Below are 19,739 nucleotides of genomic sequence, written 5' to 3' on the forward strand. Positions count from 1 at the left end.
AGCTCGTACCAAGGTTCCTCCAGACACACAAAAGCCGCGCATTGCGCGGCTTTCTTGTTTGGTGGGCCCAGCAGGACTCGAACCTGCGACCAAGGGATTATGAGTCCCCTGCTCTAACCAACTGAGCTATAGGCCCTCAGTAGGACGCGGATTATAACGACGGTTTCCCCGCTGTGCCATCCGAAAAGTCTGAAACCCTCATATGAAGAAATGTCGCGGCAAAAAGCTCGGGCGGCAGGGGCAGGCTGACGATGTAGCCTTGCATCTGTTCGCAGCCTTCGGCGGCGAGGAAGGCCTGTTGCGCGGGGTTTTCCACGCCTTCGGCGATGATGGTGAATTGCATGCTGTGGCCCAGGGCGATGATGGCGCGCACGATGGCGGCGTCGTGAGGGTCGTCGGGCAGGCCGCGTACGAATGACTGGTCGATCTTGAGGAAGTCCAGCGGCAGGCGTTTGAGGTAGCTGAGGGATGAATAGCCGGTGCCGAAATCGTCAATCGCCAGCTGCACGCCGAGGCGTTTGAGCTGGTGCAGCACTTCCAGGGCTTCTTCGGCCTGGCTCATGATGAAGTTTTCGGTGATCTCCAGTTGCAGGCAGCCGGGCTCCAGGCGGTAGTCGCGCAGGAGCTGCTCAATGCGCCCGAGCAGGTTGGGGTGACGCAGTTGCGCGCCGGCGAGGTTCACCGACAGTGGGCCGAAATCATCGAAGACGGTTTGCCAGGCGTGCAGTTGCCGGCAGGCCTGTTCAAGCACCCAGTCGCCAATCTGCAGGATCATGCCGTTCTCTTCGGCGAGGGCGATGAAATGTTCAGGCGGCACGTCGCCGAAGGTGGGGTGGTGCCAGCGGATCAGGGCTTCGGCGCCGATCAGTTCCTGGGTCGCCAGGCTCAGTTTGGGTTGGTAATACAGGCTCAATTCTTCACGTTCGATGGCGCGGCGCAGTTCGTGTTCCAGGGCCACGCGTTCGTTGGCTTGGGCGGTGAGGTCGCGGGTGTAGCTTTCGACGCGGTTGCGGCCCTTGGCCTTGGAGCGGTACATCGCGGCATCGGCATTTTTGACCAGCGTGGCGACGTCAGTGCCGTCCTGCGGGTACAGGCTGGTGCCGATACTCGCGCTGATAAAGAACTCGTGCTCACCGGCCTGGAAGGGCGGGGTGAAACAGGCGAGCAGCTTATTGGCCAGGTGTTCGGCGTCGCTGGCGTGTTGCAGGCCGGGCAGCAGGATGATGAATTCGTCGCCGCCCAGGCGCGCCACGGTGTCGACGTCACGCAGTTGGTCCTTGAGGCGCACGGCGATGTCCTTGAGCAGCAGGTCGCCGATGGGATGGCCGAGACTGTCATTGATATGCTTGAAGCGGTCCAGGTCGAGGAACAGCACGGCGCCTTGGTTGCCGCTTTCCTGTTGGCCATTCAGTGCCGCCTGCAAACGGCTCTCAAACAAGGTGCGGTTGGGCAGGCCGGTCAGTGGATCATGATGCGCCTGGTAGTCCAGCCGCGCCTGGGCGTGCTTGAGGCTGGAAATGTCGGCAAACACGGCGACAAAGTGGGTGATCAATTGCTCGCGGTTGCGCACGGCACTGATGGTCAGCCAACTGGGGTACAGCTCGCCGTTTTTGCGGCGGTTGGATATCTCACCCTGCCAGTGCCCCTGGGCGGTTAACTGGTGCCACATGGCCGCATAGAACGCGCTGTCATGCAGGCCGGAGGCGAGCAGGCGCGGCGTGCTGCCCAGCGCTTCGGCTTCGCTGTAGCCGGTGATTTCAGTGAAGGCGCGGTTGACGGCGCTGATGTTCTGCCGAGTGTCGGTGATCAACACGCCTTCGGCCGTGCTTTCAAACACCGTCGCGGCCTGTTGCAGTTTTTCCTGCATGAACTGGCGTTCGGTGATGTCCCGAGCAATGGTCAGCATGCAATCTTCATCGCCGATGGGCAGCGGGCGGCTGGAGACTTCGCAGAGGCGAATCTGGCCGTCGTTGCGGCGTATATGGCAGACGAAATCGCGCACAAACCCGTCGCGCTGCATCAGCTCAAGCATGTGTTTGCGTTCGTTGAGGTCGACCCAGATGCCCAAGTCCAGGGTGGATTGGTCGAGCGAGGTGGCGCTGGTAAACCCGGTAATCCGGCTGAAACCGTCGTTCACTTCAATCAGCAGCCCATCGCGTTGGCGGCTGAGCAGCAAGCCATCGGGTGAGGCATGGAAGGCCTTGGCGAATTTCTCTTCGGAGGTTTGCAGCTGTTGCTGGGTTTCCTTGAGCTGGGTGATATCACGCACTACCACCACCAAGGCCTCGGTGGTGTCGAGTTGGAACGGCTCCGCCGAAATCAGGCCGGTAAAGGCTTGGCCGTTGCTGCGCCGAAACGGCATTTCGAGGTTGCGGATGCTGGTGGTTTGCACGCGTTGCAGCAGGTCGGGGCCGACGCCTTGAATGCCCCAGATATTCAGTTCGGTGGCGGTTTTGCCCACGACTTGTTCGGCGCTCAAGCCAATTTGGTCTTCAAAAGCCTTGTTGACCTCCAGCAGGCAGCCATCGGACAGCCGCGCAATCACCAGGATGTCCGGGCATTGCTGGAACACCGAGGCAAATTTCTGCTCGGAAAGCTGCAGGGCCTCTTCGGTGCGCTTGGCTTCGCTGATATCGATCATCAGGCCGCGCAGCACCGGCTCATGCCCGTGCTCGATAAGGCTGACAATGTCGCGCACCCACAGGCAGCGGCCATCGGCGGTGATCACCCGATAATCGAGGCTGTGATCGCGGTTGGCGCGGGTCTCGCGGTAGCAATAGGCTTCGGCGCGCGTCAGGTCGGCGGGGTGGATGATGTTGCGCCAGAAACCGGGGATCAGCCAATGCGCGCGGGGGTAGCCGAGCAGGTCTTCGGCATGGGGCGACACGTAGCTGTAGGTGAAGTCAGTGATGCTGGCTTCCCAGGCGATGGCGGACAGGCTCTCCACCAGGCCGCGATAGTGGTATTCACTGCTGCGCAGTTCCTGCTCAAGGGCGACCCGTCGGGAAATTTCCGAGCTGAGCCGACGATTGATCCGAATCACGATGGCCAGCACGGTGCTCAACAGCAGCACGGCGGGCAGGCCGTACATCAGCAGGTCGGCCCAGAACGTGCGGTGATCGGTAAAGCTGCCGACCCAATGTTGCTGGATCGCGTCGGTTTCGTCTGAGCTGAGGTCGGCGAGCACCTTGTCCAGGATGCCCACCAGCATTTTCTCATCGCGCGGTACGCCCATCGCCAACTGATAGCGGTAGGGCGTTTCGCCGCTGACGTATAAACCATCAAGCTTGAGTTGGCGCAGGCTCCAGACGCTGGAGGCAAGATCGCCGACCACGGCATCCACTTCATCGGTGGCCAGGGCTTGCAGGGTCGAGCTGACGTTGGGCATGGCCACCAAGTTGAGATCCGGGTGGTGGGTGCGCAGTAATTCATGCGGTGCGTAGTTTTCCACCACAGCAATCTTGAGGCCGTACAAATCCTTCAGGTTGCGCGGTTTCGCGCCGCCTTCATGGGCAAGGATGACAATTGGGAAATCCAGGTACGGGCGTGTGAAGGCCAGGAAACCCTGGCGCTCCGGGGTGGACATGATGCCGGGCAGCAGGTCGAGCTGGTTGTTTTTGGCCTGCTCGAGCACGGCGGTCCAGTTTACGGGCTCGATCAGTTTGATCCTGACGCCCAGGCGGTCCTGGATCAGGCGCACGTAGTCGGCGGCCAGGCCTTGATAACGGCCATTTTCGTCACGGTATTCGAAGGGTGGCCAGGAGGCGTCCACCCCAAGGCGCAGCTCCTGATGGTCCGCCAGCCAGCCACGCTCTTCATCGGTGAGAGTCAACGCGCCAGCCGTTGCGGTCCAGGTCAGCAGCGACAGCAGTATCACGGTCGGCAGTCTGGGCATAACGGTCTCGTTATGGCACGGGGAATGTTTCGAGTGTAGACGGGCATTGCGGGGGAGGGGGGTTGCGCGGCAGTTAATCTATAGAAAGTAATCTGCAGAATGCAAAACCCCCGGCCTGGGCCGGGGGTTCTGGTATCACTCGTCGAGGAAGGAGCGCAGATGCTCGCTTCGCGTCGGGTGGCGCAACTTGCGCAGCGCCTTGGCTTCGATCTGACGGATCCGCTCACGCGTTACGTCAAACTGCTTACCGACTTCCTCAAGGGTGTGGTCGGTATTCATGTCGATGCCGAAACGCATGCGCAGTACCTTGGCTTCACGGGCAGTGAGGCCGGACAGTACGTCGCGAGTCGCTTCTTTAAGGCTCTCAACAGTAGCGACATCGATTGGCGACTGCATGGTCGAGTCTTCGATGAAGTCACCCAGATGGGAGTCTTCGTCATCACCAATCGGCGTTTCCATGGAGATCGGCTCTTTAGCGATCTTCAATACCTTGCGGATTTTATCCTCAGGCATTTCCATGCGTTCGCCCAACTCTTCCGGGGTCGGTTCGCGACCCATTTCCTGCAACATCTGCCGGGAAATACGGTTGAGCTTGTTGATCGTCTCGATCATGTGCACCGGAATACGGATGGTGCGGGCCTGGTCGGCGATCGAGCGAGTGATCGCCTGACGGATCCACCAGGTGGCATAAGTCGAGAACTTGTAGCCGCGACGGTATTCGAACTTATCCACCGCTTTCATCAAGCCGATGTTGCCTTCCTGGATCAGATCGAGGAATTGCAGGCCACGGTTGGTGTACTTCTTGGCGATGGAGATCACCAGACGCAAGTTCGCTTCAACCATCTCTTTCTTCGCGCGGCGGGCTTTGGCCTCACCGATCGACATGCGACGGTTGATGTCCTTGATTTCAGCAATCGTCAGACCGGTTTCGGTCTCAAGCGCAGTCAGCTTCTGCTGGCAACGGATGATATCGGGCTGCAGACGACCAATGGCTTCGGCGTATTTCGCCTTGCCTTTGGCCAGCGCGTCGGTCCAGCTTTCGTCAACTTCGTTGCCCGGGAACTGGCGCAGGAAGTCGGCGCGCGGCATACGTGCATCACGTACACACAGCTGCATGATTGCGCGCTCTTGGGCACGCAGACGCTCAAGGGCACTGCGAACACGCTCAACCAGGCCTTCGAATTGCTTCGGCACCAGTTTGATTGGCATGAACAGCTCAGCCAGGGCGATCAGCTCGGCGATTGCCTGCTTGTTGCCACGACCGTGCTTTTTCAGGGCCTTGCGGGTGATTTCCATTTGATCGGAAACCGCACCGAAGCGCTGGGCAGCGATGATCGGGTCCGGGCCGCTTTCGACTTCTTCTTCGTCGTCGGTGCTGGCTTCAGCCTCGTCGTCATCAGTGTCGTCGTCAGCTTTCGCGGTTTTCGCACCGACAGGCGGCGGTACTTCGGCGGCGGGCGGCGCAATGCCGTCATCCGGGTCGATGTAACCGCTCAAGACGTCGGACAGGCGACCGCCTTCGGTGGTAACGCGAGTGTACTCGGACAGAATATGGTCAACCGTGCCAGGGAAGTGCGCAATTGCGCCCATCACTTCACGGATGCCTTCTTCGATACGCTTGGCGATTTCAATTTCGCCTTCGCGTGTCAGCAACTCGACCGTACCCATTTCACGCATATACATGCGCACAGGGTCCGTCGTGCGACCGATATCGGTCTCCACTGCTGCCAACGCTGCTGCTGCCTCTTCGGCCGCAGCCTCGTCAGTATCGGCGTCGGCCAGCATAAGGGAATCCTTATCTGGCGCAGTTTCGAATACGTTGATCCCCATGTCGTTAATCATGCGGATGATGTCTTCCACCTGCTCTGGATCTGAAATATCCTCAGGCAGGTGGTCGTTGACCTCCGCGTAAGTCAGGTAACCCTGCTCACGACCAAGTGTGATCAACTCTTTGATACGAGACTGCTGTTGCGCTTTTCCGGACATAACACCCTATCCACTGAAGGTCTTGGCGGGCAAAAAACAAGCCGAGGATTATACCCGAGCTATGACCTCACACGCCAGCTGAGGTCGGGTTTGATGCGGAAACATTCTGTTTTAAGAGGTCGCGCATCTGTTTTGCTATCTGAATTTGCTCTTCAGCCGACAATCCCGGCTGTCTTGCTCTCTTGATGAGCTCGTCGAGGGTCTGCGTGTGCTGACCCGCGGATAACCTAGTAATGGTGTCTAAAAACTGTTGTTCAAGGTTATCGCCGTCAATTAGCCACTCCTTTTCTGCGAGTGCTTTCAACAAGCGGCCTTGTTCGGTGCCATGCCAACGAGCCATCAACTGAATTGAGTTTAGCTTAGGATTTTTCTGTACCGCCTCGATCAAGGCGATCAGTACCTGAGCATAGGTGTTGCTTTCGTTGGCAAAATGATCGGCGCTCTCAACTTTCTTGGCCAATTGCGGGTGGTGGATCAGCGTGCGCAACGCAATCAGCGTCGGGGCTTCCACCGCCACTGGCGTGCGTGGCGCATAGGCTTCATCGCGATCGCCGCGCTTGCCGTTCTTGCTCCAGGGCTTCTTGTCCCATTTCTTGCCGCCGGCGCCGGGCTTCTTCGGTGTCCACTCCTGCTGGGGCGTGTAGGCCTCCTGCGGTTGGTGGAAGTCGGAATAGTCCGGCATGGCGTCGTAATCCATGCCCGGGTCGTACGCCGGTGGCGCTTCTTGCGGCGCGTTGTGCACCAGCTGGCTGACGGCTTCGCCGCTCAAGCCGGTAATTTCCAGCAAACGCATGCGCATCAGTGATTTCAGATTGGCGCCCGGCACTTTGTCGATCAACGGTGCCGCGAGGGTGGCCATGTGGGCCTTGCCTTCGAGGGAGCGCGGGTCGGCTTCTTCGGTCAGTTGCTGGAAGAAATAGTCCGCCAGCGGCTGCGCGTGTTGATTGATGCGCGCGCGGAATGCGTCGGTGCCTTCGGAGCGCACCAAGGTGTCCGGGTCTTCGCCTTCCGGCAGGAACAGGAAACGCGCGCGACGCCCGTCCTGCAGGCTCGAGAGCGTCGCTTCGAGCGCCCGCCAGGCGGCGTTGCGGCCAGCCTGGTCACCGTCGAAACAGAACAACACGCTGGGCACCACGCGAAACAGGCGCTTCATATGTTCTTCGCTGGTCGCGGTGCCCAAGGTGGCCACAGCGTTACGCAGGCCTTGCTGGGCGAGGGCGATCACGTCCATATAGCCTTCAACCACAATGATTTCATCGAGGTTGCGATTGTTTTTGCGCGCCTCGAACAGGCCGTAGAGTTCCTGACCCTTGTGGAACACCGGGGTTTCCGGGGAGTTCAGGTACTTGGGTTTGTCGTCCCCCAGCACTCGGCCACCGAACGCGATGATCCGGCCGCGGCTGTCGCGGATCGGGAACATCACGCGGTCGCGGAAACGGTCGTAGCGCTTGCCGGTCTCGGCGTTTTCCACCAGCAGGCCGGCGTCGATCATGGCTTTCTGCTGCAGGGTGTCGCTGCTCAGGTGCTTATAGAGGTTGTCCCAGCCCGGCGGCGCGAAACCGAGGCCGAAGTCTCGGGCGATTTCACCGGTAAGGCCGCGGCCCTTGAGGTAATCGACGGCGGCCTTGCGCTGCGGATGGCTTTTAAGCGCCTGGCGATAGAAGTCGGCAGCGGCCGTCAGCAGCGGGTACAGCGGCGAGTCGGTGGGTTGCCGCGGTTTGTGCGGGCGGCCACTTTCTTCGCGAGGGATTTCCATGCCGGCGGCTTTGGCCAGGTCCTCGATAGCCTGGGGGAAGTCCAGGTTGTCGTGGTCCATGAGGAAGCCGAGGGCATTACCGCCTGCGCCGCAGCCGAAGCAGTAATAGAACTGCTTGTCGGGGCTGACGCTGAACGACGGGGTTTTCTCTTTATGAAACGGGCAGCAGGCGGTGTAGTTTTTGCCGGCTTTTTTCAATTGCACGCGCGAGCTGACAACATCGACGATGTCGGTGCGGTTCAGAAGGTCGTCAATAAAGCTCTGGGGAATTAGCCCGGCCATGGCGTTCTCGTCATCACTGCGTGTCAATGAGGCCCGCGAAGTGCTCGGGCGCGCAAATTATGCGGCTCGATCAACTGTCGTCTGCTTGGGCTGTCAGGGAGTGTATCTGCCGAACATTCACTGACGTTAATTTCTATCAGTGTTCGGCGTGGAAATGTTGCCCGGGCGTCCGGTGTTGGCCAATGGCGGGCCTCGGAAACGCATCGTTGGGCACAGCCGACACAGTTGATCGTCTGCTTGAAGAATGAGTGTGCTCGTCAGTAGCCTTGTTAGGCTCGTCAGAAGAGACGTGCACCGCTGGCAAAAGAGCCAGTCCTGACGTGTGAAGCAGTGTCTCGGTCGCGTGTGCGGCGTCGACGGTGAAGCATCAAGCGATATCCGCAAATGCCAATAGCCCGGCTGAGGGCCGGGCTTGGCAGAAGCTTGCTACGTAAGTCTGTGTATTAGTACAGACGAACGGCGCGGCGCTGCTCGCGCTGAACTTTCTTAGCGTGACGCTTAACAGCGGCTGCTGCTTTGCGCTTACGCTCAGAAGTTGGCTTCTCATAAAATTCGCGGCTACGAACTTCAGCCAGAACACCGGCTTTTTCGCAGGAGCGCTTGAAACGACGCAGAGCTACGTCGAAGGGTTCGTTCTCTTTTACTTTGACGGCTGGCATCCAGAGCTACCTTCTTTCATTACCGGGAATCAACGTTCTCGTCGCAAAAAATTCGCGGCTGAGGTCGTCGGTTTTTAAGGGTTGCGGATGTTAACCCCTCATTGCCCGGAATGCAAAGCCTCTGATCGAAAACCGCTAGTCGGGAGGGGGAGTGGCGACTATTATGCGCGCCTTCGAATTCAGCCTCTACAAGGCGCAAACCCATGCTAGTACTGGGACTTGAAACCTCCTGCGACGAAACCGGTGTCGCACTTTACGACAGTGAACGCGGGCTTTTGGCCGATGCACTGTTCAGTCAGATCGACCTGCACCGTGCCTATGGCGGCGTGGTGCCGGAGCTCGCCAGCCGCGATCACGTCAAGCGCATGCTGCCGTTGATTCGCCAGGTGCTGGACGAGGCCGGCTGCGTGCCGACCGAGATCGACGCGATTGCCTATACCGCCGGCCCCGGATTGGTCGGAGCCCTGCTGGTTGGGGCTTCTTGCGCCCAGGCGCTGGCATTCGCCTGGGGCATTCCAGCCCTCGGCGTGCATCACATGGAAGGCCATTTACTGGCGCCGATGCTGGAAAAAACACCGCCACAGTTCCCGTTCGTCGCTTTGTTGGTTTCGGGTGGGCATACGCAGCTGGTTCAGGTCGACGCGATCGGCCAATACACGCTGTTGGGCGAGTCCCTGGACGATGCTGCCGGTGAAGCGTTCGACAAGACCGCGAAGATGATGGGCCTCAATTATCCTGGTGGTCCGGAAATCGCCCGCCTCGCCGAAAAGGGCGTGCCGGGCCGCTATACCTTCCCGCGCCCGATGTGCGATCGCCCAGGTCTGATGTTCAGCTTCAGTGGTTTGAAAACCTCCGCGCTGAACACCTGGCAGCAGAGCGTCAGCGCCGGGGACGACAGTGAGCAAGCCCGTTGCGACATCGCGCTGGCGTTCCAGCAGGCCGTGGTGGAGACTTTGACCATCAAGTGCAAGCGCGCCCTGAAACAGGCGGGCATGAAGCGTCTGGTGATCGCCGGCGGCGTCAGCGCCAACAAGGCCTTGCGCGCCTCGCTGGAAAAAATGCTCGGCGACATGCACGGCGATGTGTTCTACGCGCGGCCTGAGTTCTGCACCGATAACGGTGCGATGATCGCCTATGCCGGTTGCCAGCGCCTGCAGGCCGGGCAGCATGAAAGCCTGGCGATCAGCGTGCAGGCACGCTGGCCGATGGAGCAGCTGTCACCGTTGTAAGTGCTCTGCGTGGGCCGGGCGCACCCGACGTATTTAAAAATGCCGTTCGCGCCCAGCAAACAGGTCGCGTAAATTGCCGCGGTGGCGCCAGACGATCAGCAGTGTCAGCACGCTCATCGGCAACAGCGCCGCTGGCGCCTGCCAGGCCAGCAGCGGCAGGGTGAGCGGTGTGGCGATCAATGCAGCCAAGGAGCTGGTGCGAGTCAGGTAGAACGTCAGCAGCCAGGCCAGCACGGCCAGTAACGCGGCGGGAGGGTAAATCCCCAGCAGCATGCCGGCAGCCGTGGCGACACCCTTGCCCCCGCGAAAGCGGAAGTACAGCGGGAACAGATGGCCGAGGACGGCACACACGCCCACCCAGGCCTGCTGCTGCAGGGCAAGACCGGCCAGATTGGCGATCAGTACGGGCAGAAGGCCTTTGCAGATGTCGCCGAGCAGTGTCAGTACGGCGAGTTTCTTGCCGGCCAGGCGCAACATATTGGTGGCGCCGGCATTGCCTGAGCCACTCATTCGCGGGTCGGGGTTTCCCGTCAGGCGGCTGAGCAAAATGGCGAAGGACAGCGAGCCGAGCAGGTAGGCGAGAATCGCCAGTGACCAAAACATGCTAACTATTCCGGGCGAGGACGCCCTGATTCTAACGGGGCATCGCGCCCTTGTCGTGCTGCGGAGAAGAGCTTGGACAGAGTGTTTATCGAAGGCCTGGAAGTCGACACCGTGATCGGGGCCTACGACTGGGAGCGCGGCATCAAGCAATGCCTGCGCCTGGACCTGAGCTTCGCCTGGGACAATCGCCCGGCTGCGGCCGGTGACGACCTGACGTTGGCGCTCGATTACGCCAGCGTATCCGCGCGTATTCAGGCCTTTGCCGAGCTGTCCCAGTACCAGTTGGTGGAAACCTTCGCCGAACGCCTGGCCGAAGTGTTGATGAGCGAATTCCAGATTCCCTGGCTGCACCTCAAGTTGACCAAGCCAGGCGCCGTGCCGGCAGCCAAAGGCGTGGGCGTGGAGATCGAGCGCGGATGCCGCTAACTCAGATTTACCTTGGCCTTGGCAGCAATATCGAACGCGAGCCGCATTTACGCGCTGGCCTGGATGCGTTGGCGAGCTTCTTGACCGATGTACGCTGCTCGCCGGTGTTTGAAAGCCAGCCGGTGGGCATCAAGAGCGGGCCGTTCTTCAACCTGGTGGTGTCGGCCTATACCGAGCTGCCGTTGATGGAGCTGGATCGCCGGTTGAAATTCATCGAGGCCGAGAATGGCCGTTATGCGCCGGACCGCAAAGGGCTGCCGTTGGATATCGATGTGCTGCTGTATGGCGACTTGGTGGGCAACTTCGACGGATTGATCCTGCCGCGTGCCGAAATCCTGAAAAACGCGTTTGTACTGTGGCCGTTATCGCTGATGGCACCGGACCGTGTGCATCCTGAAGCGGGGAAGACGCTGGCTGAGCTGTGGCGCAATTCGCAGATCGATCAGGTATTGGCGCCTGTTGCTTTTGAGTGGCAGGGCCAGCAACTGACGCCGACGATTCCCCTATAGCCGCCGATTCTCTTGGCTCGACCGAATTCAAATGTGGGAACGGGCTTGCCCGCGAAAGCGGTGCGTCAGTCACCATCAATGCTTGTTGGGCCGACGTCTTCGCGGGCAAGCCCGCTCCCACAGGTTTTGCATTGGAAAAGCTCGCCTGCTAGGCGTTACGCTGTTCCTTGTAGGCCTTCAGCGCCTTGAGCCTTTCGCGTTTGAGCGCTTCGCCCAGTTCCGGGCCTTTAAAACCTTTCTCCATCAGTGGCGCCACTGCCACTTCACGCGCAACCTTGGCCGCGCCGCGCAAATAATCCGCCTGTGGATAACTTCGCTGCTCAAAGCCTTTGCGGCCGCGCGCATCCATCTCACACGCCACCACAAATTCCTCAAAGCGCTGCGGCCGGCGATACACGTCAAAACTCTGCAGCAACTCCAGCAGTGTCGAGGCTTTCAGCTCCAATGCACGATGGCCATGGGTGTGATATTGGCCCACCAATAGCGCCAGTTCCTGGCAATCCCTCGGCACTTTGAAGCGCTCGTTGACCGCCTTGATCAGTACCAAGCCCGTATGTTCATGAGCAATGTGTTGCGGCAACTTATCCACAGGCGTCAGGCCTTTGCCCAGGTCATGCAGCAAGCAAGCCCAGCGCACGGTGAGCGGCTGTTGATGCAGGGCGGCCTGTTCCAGCACGCTCAGGGTGTGTATGCCGGTGTCGATTTCCGGGTGATGAGCCTCGGGCTGCGGCACGCCGAACAGTGCGTTCACTTCCGGCATCAGGGTTTTCAGTGCATCGCAGTCACGCAGCACTTGGATAAACACCTGAGGCTGATCTTCCATCAGCGCACGGGAGATTTCTTTCCAACTGCGCTCCGGGGTCAAGGCTTCCAGCTCGCCGGATTCACTGAGCTGACGCATCAGCTCCAGCGTCTCAGGTGCTACGGTGAAGCCCAGGTGTGCGTAGCGCGCCGCAAAGCGGGCAACGCGCAGCACACGCAAAGGATCTTCGGCGAACGCCGGCGAAACGTGGCGTAGAACGCGGGCTTCCAGATCACGCTGGCCATGGTACGGATCCGTCAGGTTGCCGTCATCGTCCTCCGCCATGGCGTTGATGGTCAGGTCGCGGCGAATCAGGTCTTCTTCCAGCGTGACCTCGGGGCTGGCGTGAAACACAAAGCCGCCATAACCTCGGCCACTCTTGCGCTCGGTGCGGGCGAGGGCATATTCATCGCCGTTTTTCGGGTCGAGGAATACCGGGAAGTCAGCGCCCACCGGCTTGTAGCCCTTGGCGAGCATTTCTTCAGTGGTCGCGCCAACGACAACGCGGTCGACGTCGGTGACCTTGATGCCAAGCAGGCGATCACGCACCGCGCCGCCGACTTTATAGATTTTCATGAAAAAGCCTCCATTAGCGGCACAGGATACCGCCTGTACCTGACCAATGGAGGCTTTGCTGTTTCAGAGATGAACGACGGCCAAGTCCAGGCGGCCGTAGTCGTTGTCGTTGTGATCGCTGCGCGGTGGCACATGGTGAGTCTTCATCACCTGGTCGCCCTGCAGGGTTTCCAGATGAATGTCGAAGCCCCACAACCGATGCAGGTGCTTGAGCACTTCCTCAGTGGACTCGCCCAAGGGCTTACGGTCGTGCTGCTGGTGACGCAGGGTCAGCGAGCGGTCGCCGCGCACATCGATGCTGTAGATCTGCACGTTGGGTTCGCGGTTGCCCAGGTTGTACTGCGCCGCCAGGGTCTCGCGGATGGCGCGGTAGCCGGGCTCGTCATGGATGGCCGGCACCACCAGGTCATCCTTGAGGTCGTCGTCCATGATGCTGAACAGCTTGAGGTCGCGAATCACCTGGGGTGAGAGGTACTGCAGGATGAAACTCTCGTCCTTGAAGCTGCTCATGGCGAACTTGATGGTCGACAACCAATCACTGCCGGCGATTTCCGGGAACCAGCGGCGGTCCTCGTCGGTGGGGTGTTCGCACATGCGCCGAATGTCGCGGTACATCGCAAAGCCCAGCGCATAAGGGTTGATGCCGCTGTAGTACGGGCTGTCGAAGCCCGGCTGGAACACCACGCTGGTGTGGGAAGTGAGGAACTCCATCATGAAGCCGTCGGTGACCAGGCCTTCGTCGTACAGGTCGTTCATCAAGGTGTAGTGCCAGAACGTGGCCCAGCCTTCGTTCATCACCTGGGTCTGGCGCTGTGGATAAAAGTACTGGGCGATCTTGCGCACAATACGCACGATTTCGCGCTGCCATGGCTCCAGCAGCGGTGCGTGTTTTTCCAGGAAGTACAGGATGTTTTCCTGAGGTTCGGCCGGGAAGCGTGCATTGTCCTTGTCGCTGTTTTTCCCGGTTTTCTTGGGGATAGTGCGCCACAGGTCGTTGATCTGTTTCTGCAGGTGTTCCTCGCGTTCCTTTTGGCGCAGGCGCTCTTCCTCGGCAGAAATCGGGTACGGGCGTTTGTAGCGGTCCACACCGTAGTTCATCAGCGCATGGCAGGAATCGAGCAGGTCTTCCACCGCATCGATACCGTGGCGTTCCTCGCATTGCATGATGTACTGCTTGGCGAACACCAGGTAATCGATGATCGAGCTGGCATCCGTCCAGGTGCGGAACAGGTAATTGCCCTTGAAGAAGCTGTTGTGCCCGTAGCAGGCATGCGCCACCACCAGCGCCTGCATGCAGATGGTGTTTTCCTCCATCAAGTAGGCAATGCACGGGTCGGAATTGATGACGATCTCGTAGGCCAGGCCCATCTGGCCACGGGTGTAGGACTTCTCAGTACTGAGGAAGTGTTTGCCGTAGGACCAATGGTGATAGCCCAGAGGCATGCCGACCGAGGCGTAGGCATCCATCATCTGTTCGGCGGTGATCACTTCGATCTGGTTGGGGTAGGTGTCCAGGGCATAGCCCGCCGCGATGCGGCTGATTTCCCGGTCATAGGCCTGGATCAGTTCAAAGGTCCACTCGGAGCCGGTGGAAATGGGTTGGCGCTTATGCTCTTTTTTGGCGGTCATGTCACTAACCTGCGCTGGAAGAGTTCACGGAAGACCGGATAGATATCGCCGGCCGAGACCAGTTGCTGCTGGGCGAAGGTGTCGGCAAACGCTTCGCCGATACGCTCATATTCGAACCACAGGGCCTGGTGCTCACGGGGGGTAATTTCGACGTAGGTGTAGTACTGCACGAACGGCATGATCTGGTTGATCAGGATGTCGCGGCAGATGGGCGAGTCGTCGTTCCAGTTGTCGCCGTCGGAAGCCTGAGCTGCGTAAATGTTCCACTCATTGGCCGGGTAGCGCTCGGCCATGATCTCCTGCATTAGCTTCAACGCGCTGGAGACGATGGTGCCGCCGGTTTCCCGCGAATAGAAAAACTCCTCTTCGTCCACTTCCCGGGCGCTGGTGTGATGGCGGATGAACACTACGTCGATCTTGTCGTAATTCCGCTTTAGAAACAGGTACAGCAAGATGAAGAAGCGCTTGGCGATGTCCTTGGTCGCCTGGGTCATCGAGCCGGACACGTCCATCAGGCAGAACATCACCGCCTTCGAGCTTGGGTTGGGTTGCTTGACCAGCAGGTTGTATTTCAAGTCGAAGGTGTCGAGGAACGGCACGCGGTGAATGCGTGCGCTGAGTTTCTCGATTTCCGCCTCGATTTCCTGGATATCGCCGAAGTTGTCCGGCTCTTCGCGTTTTAAACGCGCCAACTCTTCCTTGGCTTGCTTCAGTTTGGCGCGGCTGCTGCCCGACAGGGCGATACGCCGGGCATGGGCCGAGCGCAGGGTACGGATGATATTGATCCGCGACGGGTTGCCCTCGTTGCTGATCCCTGCGCGTACGGTCTTGAAGGTGTCGGTGCCGGTCAGGTTGCGTTTGACCAGGTTGGGCAGTTCCAGGTCTTCGAACATGAATTCGAGGAATTCCTCCTGGGTGATCTGGAACACGAACTCATCCATGCCCTCGCCGGAATTGCCCGCCTTGCCTGGGCCTTTACCGCCGCCACCGCCTTGGGGGCGCTGGATATGTTCGCCGGTGGTGAATTCCTTGTTGCCGGGGTGCACGACGGTTTGCTTGCCACCACGCCCGTGGTGCAGCACCGGTTCGTCGATGTCACGTCCGGGAATGCTGATTTGCTCGCCATGTTCCATGTCAGTGATGGAACGGCGGCTGACGGCCTCTTCAACGGCCTTTTTGATGTGGTCACGGTAACGCCGCAGGAAACGCTGACGGTTTACCGTGCTCTTGTTCTTGCCATTGAGGCGTCGGTCAATCACATAGCTCATGGGGAGCCCTCCGGGCAGCTTCACATTACAAGCTTCAAGCTGCGAGCTGGAAGCCTAGAGACAAGCGGTCAGCTGCCAGGCCCAGGGCCCGGCAGCAAACGCCCGTCGCTGCCTTACTGTGATTTACGAACCCGCAGGTACCACTCGGAGAGCAGGCGTACCTGTTTGTCGGTGTAGCCACGCTCGACCATTCGAGTAACGAAGTCGTTGTGTTTTTGCTGATCCTCCTTGCTGGCCTTGGCGTTGAAGCTGATGACCGGCAGCAGATCCTCGGTGTTGGAGAACATTTTCTTCTCGATGACCACCCGCAGCTTCTCGTAGCTGAGCCAGGTGGGGTTCTTGCCGTTGTTGTTGGCGCGGGCGCGCAGCACGAAGTTGACGATTTCGTTGCGGAAATCCTTCGGATTGCTGATGCCGGCCGGTTTTTCGATTTTCTCCAGCTCCTCGTTGAGGGCCACGCGGTTGAGGATTTCGCCGGTTTCCGGGTCGCGGTATTCCTGGTCCTGAATCCAGAAGTCGGCATACAGCACGTAGCGGTCGAAAATGTTCTGGCCGTACTCGCTGTAGGACTCCAGGTACGCGGTCTGGATTTCCTTGCCGATAAACTCGATGTAGCGCGGTGCCAGGTATTCCTTGAGGAAGCGCAGGTAGCGCTCGCGGGTTTCAGCCTGGAACTGTTCCTGCTCGATCTGCTGTTCCAGTACATACAGCAGGTGCACCGGGTTGGCGGCGATTTCGTGCGGGTCGAAGTTGAACACCTTGGAGAGGATCTTGAACGCGAACCGGGTGGACAGGCCGTTCATGCCCTCGTCCACGCCTGCCGTGTCGCGGTATTCCTGGATCGACTTGGCCTTGGGGTCGGTGTCCTTGAGGTTTTCGCCGTCGTAGACGCGCATCTTCGAATAGATATTCGAGTTCTCCGGCTCCTTGAGGCGCGACAGCACGGTGAACTGGGCGAGCATCTTCAAGGTGTCAGGCGCGCAGTGGGCCTTGGCCAGGGAGCTGTTGAACAGCAGCTTGTCGTAGATCTTGATCTCATCGCTGACCCGCAGGCAGTACGGCACCTTGACGATGTAGATCCGGTCGATGAAGGCTTCGTTGTTCTTGTTGTTGCGGAAGGTGTGCCACTCCGATTCGTTGGAGTGGGCCAGCAGGATCCCGGTGAACGGAATCGCGCCCAGGCCTTCGGTACTGTTGTAGTTGCCTTCCTGGGTGGCGGTGAGCAGTGGGTGCAGCACCTTGATCGGTGCCTTGAACATCTCCACAAACTCCATCAGGCCCTGGTTGGCCCGGCACAGCGCGCCCGAGTAGCTGTAGGCGTCGGCGTCGTTCTGTGGGAATTCCTCGAGTTTGCGGATATCGACCTTACCTACCAGTGCCGAGATGTCCTGGTTGTTCTCATCACCTGGTTCGGTTTTGGCCACGCCGATCTGGTTGAGAATCGACGGGTAGAGTTTCACCACCCGGAACTGGCTGATATCGCCGCCAAACTCGGCCAGGCGCTTGGTGGCCCATGGCGACATGATGGTGTTGAGGTAGCGCCGTGGGATGCCGAAGTCTTCTTCGAGGATCGCGCCATCTTCCGTGGCGTTGAACAGGCCCAATGGCGACTCGAAGACCGGTGAGCCCTTGATCGCGTAGAAGGGCACCTTCTCGATCAGTTGTTTGAGCTTTTCGGCCAGGGACGATTTACCACCGCCGACGGGGCCGAGCAGGTAAAGGATTTGTTTCTTCTCTTCCAGACCTTGGGCGGCATGGCGGAAGTAGGAGACGATCTGGTCAATGCATTCTTCCATGCCGTGGAAGTCTTCAAAGGCCGGGTAGCGGCGGATCACCTTGTTGGAGAATATTCGCGACAGGCGCGAATTATTGGCGGTTTCCACCAGCTCCGGCTCACCAATCGCCAATAGCAGACGTTCGGCGGCAGACGCGTAGGTACTGCGGTCCTGTTTGCACAGCTCGAGATACTCTTGCAGCGTGAGTTCTTCCTGCTGTGTGGACGCGAAGCGTTGTTGGAAGTGGCTAAAGATACTCATGACGTCGTCACCTCGCTCGATACGTGGAGCCGACGCCGGGTCAATCAGTCGATGCTGGCAGTCATTGGTGATCAACCAATGGCTGTTTTCCCCCCAAACACCCTGAAACGCTACCGATGACCCGCACGCCGGTGTACCGGCTCTCCCCTGATTCGGATGGCCTGCGCTTAAGGATAGTTCGGAATCCGGGAGGTCAAGGCGGGATACGTAATTAGTTTGGCTGCGCCGTTCGTCAGAAACGGCGCGAGCCCAAGCGTCACGCGGGGTAGCGGGGTGTGAAAAAAATTATTGCGAATCGCTAGAGGCAATTTCTGACGGATAGATCGAACGCCACAGCTCAAAGCCGCCGTCCAGGCTATAGACGTCGGAGAAACCCTGGCTGATCAGATAGGCGGCCGCGCTCTGGCTGGAGTTGCCGTGATAGCAGGCCACGATCACCGGCGCATCGAGGTCGGCGGCGCGGATGAAGTCGGCAATGTTGTGGTTGTCCAAATGCTGCGCGCCTTTGATGTGAGCGTTTGCATAGGTCGGCTGATCGCGGATGTCGACGACCACGGCACCTTGCTTGCGCAGGGCCAGGGCTTCTTCAGGGGGGATACGTTTGAATTCGCTCATGGCGGGCTCCTATGGCTTGGCGGCCGGCAGTGTAACGGGAAGGGTAGGTTCGCACTGGCAGCTCAGGCGCGCGCCGGTGTCTATGTTCATCAGGGTCATGGCGCCGCCCCACACGCAACCGGTGTCGAGGGCAAACACGCCGGGTTCTTCGCACTTGCCTTCAAGGGCTGCCCAGTGGCCAAAGATGATCTTTGTGTCACGGGTCTTGCGTTCCTTGTGCGCGAACCAGGGCTTGTAGCCGGGCAGCGCGGTGTCGGCGCCTTCCTTGCTCTTGAGGTCGAGCTTGCCTTCGGCGGTGCAGAAACGCATGCGGGTGAAGTAGTTGGTGATCACGCGCAGGCGGGCGACACCGGTAAGGTCGTTATCCCACTTGACCGGCTCGTTGCCGTACATGCCGTCGAGGAAGGCGGTGTACAGGTTGTCATCGGCCAGGGCGCTCTCGACTTCGGCGGCACACTTGAGGGCTTTCTTCAGCGTCCACTGCGGCGGGATGCCAGCATGCACCAGGGCCATATTGCGGCCTTCGTCGTAATGCATGAGTTTCTGCCGACGCAACCACTCCAGCAGCTCGGCGCGATCTGGCGCTTCGAGAATTTCGCGCAGGGTGTCGCCCTTTTTCAGGCGCTCAATGTTGTTGCTGGCGGCCAGCAGGTGCAGGTCATGGTTGCCCAGCACACACACCAACGAGTCGCGCATCTTATAAAGAAAGCGCAGGGTTTCCAGGGACTCGGGGCCACGATTGACCAGATCACCCACCAACCACAGGCGGTCGCTGGCCGGGTTGAAAGCCACGCGATCGAGCAAACACTTGAGGGGCGCCAGGCAGCCTTGCAGGTCGCCGACCGCGTACGTCGCCATCAGTGCAGGGCTCCCGGCACTGCGAGACGGAAGGGCGCGATGATGGCGTCGAACAGTTTGCCGTCAGTGGCTTTCATCTGATACGAGCCCTGCATGGTGCCGACCTTGGAGGTCATCACTGTGCCGCTGCTGTAGGTATGGCTGGCGCCAATGTCGATCAACGGTTGCTGGCCGACCACACCGGCACCACGGACTTCCTCGACCTGGCCGTCGCCATCGGTGATTACCCAGTGGCGCGACAACAGTTTGGCCGGCACCTGCCCGTTGTTCTTCACCGTAATGGTGTAAGCGAAGGCGAAACGGTTGTGTTCGGGTTGCGATTGGTCCGCGAGGAAGCGGGTGACGACGCTGACGTCGATCTGGTAGCGAGGATCGGACATGCAAGAGGCCTTAAAAGCAAAAGCGGAGGACAGCAGATGCGGGTCAGTCTAGGCCATCAACAGGGCACTAGGCCAGACATGCTGTCTGTGCATTGGGCGATGGCGTCCTGGCAGATGATAAAGCGCTATCGGCATAACGCGGAGCAAATGTGGGAGCGGGCTTGCTCGCGAATACGGTGTGTCAGCCGCTACATGCATAGCTGGCCCACCGCATTCGCGAGCAAGCCCGC

General features: G+C 59.6%; 15 protein-coding genes and 1 tRNA gene. 3 read left to right on the forward strand and 13 right to left on the reverse strand.

All coding sequences use genetic code 11. The annotated features are described in order from the left end of the window. Positions 1 to 59: 59 nt before the first annotated feature. The 5 genes from HX783_RS19425 to rpsU form a co-directional block, all read right to left on the reverse strand. Positions 60 to 136: transfer RNA gene (locus HX783_RS19425), tRNA-Ile, on the reverse strand. A gap of 15 nt (positions 137 to 151) precedes the next feature. Next, a complete protein-coding gene (locus HX783_RS19430; protein WP_177017944.1) occupies positions 152 to 3,895 on the reverse strand; it encodes an EAL domain-containing protein in 3,744 nt (1,247 codons plus the stop codon). Between the two features lie 135 nt (positions 3,896 to 4,030). After that, positions 4,031 to 5,881, reverse strand: a complete 1,851-nt coding sequence (gene rpoD, locus HX783_RS19435; protein ID WP_159960380.1) for an RNA polymerase sigma factor RpoD — start codon at positions 5,879 to 5,881, stop codon at positions 4,031 to 4,033. A 67-nt stretch (positions 5,882 to 5,948) separates the two neighbouring features. Further along, on the reverse strand, positions 5,949 to 7,919 hold the full coding sequence (gene dnaG, locus HX783_RS19440) for a DNA primase (RefSeq protein WP_159960378.1): 1,971 nt from the start codon (positions 7,917 to 7,919) through the stop codon (positions 5,949 to 5,951). Positions 7,920 to 8,362: 443 nt separating this feature from the next. Then, positions 8,363 to 8,578 (reverse strand): 30S ribosomal protein S21, encoded by a 216-nt coding sequence (gene rpsU, locus HX783_RS19445; RefSeq protein WP_002551877.1) that lies wholly within the window; start codon positions 8,576 to 8,578, stop codon positions 8,363 to 8,365. Between the two features lie 203 nt (positions 8,579 to 8,781). Here rpsU and tsaD point away from each other — a divergent pair, with 203 nt between their 5' ends. Beyond that, positions 8,782 to 9,807: a tRNA (adenosine(37)-N6)-threonylcarbamoyltransferase complex transferase subunit TsaD gene (gene tsaD, locus HX783_RS19450; protein WP_159960376.1), complete on the forward strand. Its 1,026-nt coding sequence runs from the start codon at positions 8,782 to 8,784 to the stop codon at positions 9,805 to 9,807. Between the two features lie 33 nt (positions 9,808 to 9,840). On the opposite strand, the gene plsY is transcribed toward tsaD, so the two are convergent. Next, positions 9,841 to 10,410: a glycerol-3-phosphate 1-O-acyltransferase PlsY gene (gene plsY / locus HX783_RS19455; RefSeq protein WP_159960375.1), complete on the reverse strand. Its 570-nt coding sequence runs from the start codon at positions 10,408 to 10,410 to the stop codon at positions 9,841 to 9,843. Positions 10,411 to 10,482: 72 nt separating this feature from the next. Between plsY and folB the strand changes: the two genes are divergently transcribed. Both folB and folK read left to right on the forward strand, forming a co-directional pair. Then, positions 10,483 to 10,836 (forward strand): dihydroneopterin aldolase, encoded by a 354-nt coding sequence (gene folB, locus HX783_RS19460; protein WP_177017945.1) that lies wholly within the window; start codon positions 10,483 to 10,485, stop codon positions 10,834 to 10,836. Beyond that, complete coding sequence (gene folK / locus HX783_RS19465) at positions 10,827 to 11,345, forward strand: 2-amino-4-hydroxy-6-hydroxymethyldihydropteridine diphosphokinase (protein ID WP_159960371.1); 519 nt, start codon at positions 10,827 to 10,829, stop codon at positions 11,343 to 11,345. The genes folB and folK overlap by 10 nt, the downstream gene beginning before the upstream one ends. Positions 11,346 to 11,493: 148 nt before the next feature. Here the strand turns inward: folK and HX783_RS19470 are convergent, their stop codons facing one another. The 7 genes from HX783_RS19470 to apaG form a co-directional block, all read right to left on the reverse strand. Further along, a complete protein-coding gene (locus HX783_RS19470) occupies positions 11,494 to 12,723 on the reverse strand; it encodes a multifunctional CCA addition/repair protein (protein WP_177017946.1) in 1,230 nt (409 codons plus the stop codon). 63 nt (positions 12,724 to 12,786) lie between these two features. Next, complete coding sequence (locus tag HX783_RS19475) at positions 12,787 to 14,352, reverse strand: SpoVR family protein (RefSeq protein ID WP_159960367.1); 1,566 nt, start codon at positions 14,350 to 14,352, stop codon at positions 12,787 to 12,789. After that, complete coding sequence (locus HX783_RS19480; protein ID WP_003194735.1) at positions 14,349 to 15,620, reverse strand: YeaH/YhbH family protein; 1,272 nt, start codon at positions 15,618 to 15,620, stop codon at positions 14,349 to 14,351. The genes HX783_RS19475 and HX783_RS19480 overlap by 4 nt, the downstream gene beginning before the upstream one ends. Before the next feature lie 113 nt (positions 15,621 to 15,733). Beyond that, positions 15,734 to 17,656 (reverse strand): PrkA family serine protein kinase, encoded by a 1,923-nt coding sequence (locus HX783_RS19485; protein WP_003194732.1) that lies wholly within the window; start codon positions 17,654 to 17,656, stop codon positions 15,734 to 15,736. A gap of 285 nt (positions 17,657 to 17,941) precedes the next feature. After that, positions 17,942 to 18,271, reverse strand: coding sequence for a thiosulfate sulfurtransferase GlpE (gene glpE / locus HX783_RS19490; RefSeq protein ID WP_177017947.1), 330 nt, complete (start codon positions 18,269 to 18,271; stop codon positions 17,942 to 17,944). Positions 18,272 to 18,280: 9 nt separating this feature from the next. Beyond that, positions 18,281 to 19,129 carry a symmetrical bis(5'-nucleosyl)-tetraphosphatase gene (locus HX783_RS19495; RefSeq protein WP_177017948.1) on the reverse strand — a complete coding sequence of 283 codons (849 nt, stop codon included), beginning with the start codon at positions 19,127 to 19,129 and terminating at the stop codon, positions 18,281 to 18,283. Continuing rightward, positions 19,129 to 19,509, reverse strand: coding sequence for a Co2+/Mg2+ efflux protein ApaG (gene apaG / locus HX783_RS19500; RefSeq protein WP_069551974.1), 381 nt, complete (start codon positions 19,507 to 19,509; stop codon positions 19,129 to 19,131). The genes HX783_RS19495 and apaG overlap by 1 nt, the downstream gene beginning before the upstream one ends. Positions 19,510 to 19,739 lie beyond the last annotated feature (230 nt).

This window comes from Pseudomonas sp. D2002 (assembly GCF_013385735.1).
GTDB lineage: Bacteria > Pseudomonadota > Gammaproteobacteria > Pseudomonadales > Pseudomonadaceae > Aquipseudomonas.